Source organism: Methylobacterium sp. J-030 (assembly GCF_022829545.1).
Taxonomy (GTDB): domain Bacteria; phylum Pseudomonadota; class Alphaproteobacteria; order Rhizobiales; family Beijerinckiaceae; genus Methylobacterium.
The window spans coordinates 1-2771 of sequence record NZ_JAKSYM010000354.1; the positions used below are offsets into that span (position 1 = coordinate 1).

The 2771-nt window shown below is 66.5% G+C and carries 8 protein-coding genes; 2 read left to right on the top strand and 6 right to left on the bottom strand.

The annotated features are described in order from the left end of the window. The 6 genes from MKK75_RS28370 to MKK75_RS28395 all read right to left on the bottom strand — a co-directional run. Positions 1–255: hypothetical protein (locus MKK75_RS28370; protein ID WP_244045828.1), on the bottom strand; the 255-nt coding region annotated here is incomplete at its 3' end. After that, a complete protein-coding gene (locus tag MKK75_RS28375) occupies positions 255–515 on the bottom strand; it encodes a DUF2188 domain-containing protein (protein WP_244045829.1) in 261 nt (86 codons plus the stop codon). The genes MKK75_RS28370 and MKK75_RS28375, both read right to left, overlap by 1 nt. Next, entirely contained in the window at positions 515–787 is a 273-nt protein-coding gene (locus tag MKK75_RS28380; protein ID WP_244045830.1) for a hypothetical protein, read from the bottom strand. The genes MKK75_RS28375 and MKK75_RS28380 overlap by 1 nt, the downstream gene beginning before the upstream one ends. Beyond that, a complete protein-coding gene (locus MKK75_RS28385) occupies positions 784–1011 on the bottom strand; it encodes a hypothetical protein (protein WP_244045831.1) in 228 nt (75 codons plus the stop codon). Before MKK75_RS28385 ends, MKK75_RS28380 begins: the two co-directional genes overlap by 4 nt. After that, complete coding sequence (locus MKK75_RS28390) at positions 1012–1194, bottom strand: hypothetical protein (protein WP_244045832.1); 183 nt, start codon at positions 1192–1194, stop codon at positions 1012–1014. Positions 1195–1328: 134 nt separating this feature from the next. Continuing rightward, positions 1329–1562, bottom strand: coding sequence for a hypothetical protein (locus MKK75_RS28395; RefSeq protein WP_244045833.1), 234 nt, complete (start codon positions 1560–1562; stop codon positions 1329–1331). A gap of 166 nt (positions 1563–1728) precedes the next feature. Between MKK75_RS28395 and MKK75_RS28400 the strand changes: the two genes are divergently transcribed. Together MKK75_RS28400 and MKK75_RS28405 are read left to right on the top strand one after the other, a co-directional pair. Then, the gene (locus MKK75_RS28400) at positions 1729–2322 is read left to right on the top strand and encodes a TraY domain-containing protein (protein ID WP_244045834.1); all 594 of its coding nucleotides are present in this window, start codon (positions 1729–1731) and stop codon (positions 2320–2322) included. 145 nt (positions 2323–2467) lie between these two features. Beyond that, a complete protein-coding gene (locus tag MKK75_RS28405) occupies positions 2468–2677 on the top strand; it encodes a hypothetical protein (protein WP_244045835.1) in 210 nt (69 codons plus the stop codon). The last annotated feature ends 94 nt before the right edge of the window (positions 2678–2771 follow it).

Here is a 2771-nt window from a genome sequence, read left to right on the forward strand (position 1 = left end):
CACCGATCGATCCAGCACGACCGCGAGCGGCCCGCTGAGCACCGAGACCGGGATGCCATGGTGCCGGGCGGAGTAGGCCCGCGCGTCCCGGAGCGCGTGCTCCTTGTCCGGTGTGCGCTCCAGAGCGACGTAGCGGCCGCAGGGCAGGAGCAGCCAGGCGATCCACATGCCCGCGGTCGGGCAGAGGATCACCTCGACGGCGACCGGCGTGCGCTGGGTGGACATGGGCGAGGGGAAGGCGACGACGGATCCCATCAGGCGCCCCCGTCGTGGAAGGTGCCGCCGATCTCCTCGGCGAGCTGCCGGCCGGCACGGACCGCCTCGGCGCGGTCGGTGTAGTCCCCGTGGCTGCCGGCCGAACCGCCGGACGGCGACTCGTCGAACACGGTCCAGCAGCCAGCATGCGGCGGGTGCCCGTAGCGGACCAGGAAGATGTCGGCGCCCCACGGGGCGCGCGGCAGCTTGGGACGGGCGCTCGGCGCCGGCCGGGGCCCGAAAGTGAGGATGCGACCCATCAAGCAGCCTCCTCGTTCCGGTCGCGCGCCGCGAAGGCTCGGCACCAATGGTCGGCGGCAACCACCGGCCAGACGGCGTTGTCGCCAGCGATCGCGTCGGGGTCGATGCTGGGCGGCGCGGCGCGGCACTGGCCGGTCGGCTTGCGGCCGACGACCACGAACCCGCGCGGGCCGTCCTGTCCGACGGCGATGCTGTCCCATGCATTCCAGGCCGTGCAGTTCGCGCAGGCGAGCGCTCCGGCGGGCGGGCAGAGGATGCGGGGGTGCGTCATCGGCTGCCCTCCGTCTGCTGGGCGGGCCGGAGGGCCTGGGCCGTAGAAGCGGCCGACGCGAGCGCGACGGCGGCTTGCCTGAGCGAGTAGGCGAGTCCCTTGGCATCTCGTGCCAGGGCGAACTGTCCGGCCGCGTGAACGTAGGTTTCAGCGATGGCCGCGGCCTCGCCGGCTGCATCGAACTGCAGCGCGGCGGTCGGGGTGATGTCGGGAAGCGCCCCCATCTACCGGGCCTCCCGCATCTGCGGGCCGATGCCGGCGAGGCTGGCGAGGACGGCGGCGACCGGATCCGAGACGCGGCACCGATCGGCAAGGCGGCGCTCGATGCGGGCCTGCACTGCGGCTGTGTCGGGAACGGCCTCGTGGGGCCGGAGGGCGAGGGAACGGCTGTAGGTCTTGGGTTTCACGGTAGGCACTCCTGCGGTGAGGGTGCCGGCCGAAAATCATTGAGACTGAACGCCAGATGCCTTATCTACCGCGGTGCTGAAGCGCCGTAGATGAGACCCCGCCGCCGGACCCCGATTTTCGGACCGGCGGCGTTTCAGGCGGCAATCGGTTCGCTCAGCACTCCGAGAAGGCGTAGAGCTTCAGCCGGTGGGATCATGGGCGTGCGCCCGACCCAAACGGCTTTGATCTCCTTGCGGTGGATCGCCTTGTAGATCGCGTCCTTCGACCGATTGGTGACGCTGGCAAGATCCTTGACCGCCACTTGGCGCCCATCGCGGGCCTGCTTCTCGACCTCTGTCTGACGAATGATGGGCGCGTGTTCGGTCACGGCCGACCTCCTCTGTCCGCGCGAGCTTGCGCGTCTGTGCCGACAGAATGGCGCCATCCGCGTCAATGTCAATCAAAACGATGACAAGGCTTTCGGACACCGTTGCCGGTCACGGCGGGCAATGATATGTCCTAGGCAACAGGAGCAACGAGAGCAACGAGAGGCCATGCCCAAAACAGCCACGCCAAAGGATGCCCCGGAGCGCATCACCGTTCAGGCCCGCACGACTGCTCGGACGCGCGAGCGATTGGAGCAAGCGGCGAAAAAATCGGGCCGTTCCTTATCTCAGGAACTCGAATTTCGACTAGATCAGTCCTTGGATATTGAAGACATCGTTGCGGCAACGGTAGAAAGGTCGGAGTTTAATATTGTCGAAGCGATGGGAGGCCCGCAAACTTATAGTTTCCTTTGCGATATACGCGATGTAATTGGCGCCGTAGAAACGGACTTAGGGGGGCCTTGGCATGAAAAAGCCGAGGGTAAGGCGTCAGTTTACAAGGTACTTGAGGCAGTGTTGCCCGCGCTTATTCGCTCTGATCGTTCAGAAACGATGATAAAAGACGCAATGGGTCGCTTTTTTGAGATATCTGGGCTCGTCCCGCGGGTTGAAAGGATCTATCCGCGCCCCGAGCCTGTCGAAGGATTGCGGTTTGTCACAGAAGAGGAGCGAGTGCGATTTTTCTATCTCAACGAGGACAACGCTTCGGGTCTTGCTGACCTAAAACCGCAGCGCCGCGCCCGCAAAATCGCCGATAAATAATCGTGTCAGTTTGTCGCACTAACGCCAGCAGGCAATACATGAGCAACGAGAGCAACGAGGGCAACAGAACGCGTCTATAGCTTTGTAACACAAACCGCCCGCCTGTGTTCTACTCCGCGAGTGCTTCCGCTCGGGGATGTTTGACGTGCGCACGCCCCAAGACCGCGTTCTGAACCGTCGTCTGCCGGCCGCTATGCGCCGGGACCTCGACGCCGCCGCCCATGCCGGCGGGATCCGCCTCTCCGTCGCGACCCGCACGGCGCGGGCGGTTGGCCCCGCCGGGATCCGCCCGAACGATCAGCCGGACCCCCCCCCGCCGGCCGGCCCCGCCGCCGCCCTGCCGGCCGCCGCGTGATGGGCAACGCCTCCGCCCTCCCCGACGGCCTCGCTCCCGATCCTCCGCCCACCGAGGATCAGCCTCCCGCCCCCGTGCGTCCGGTGGCGTCGCC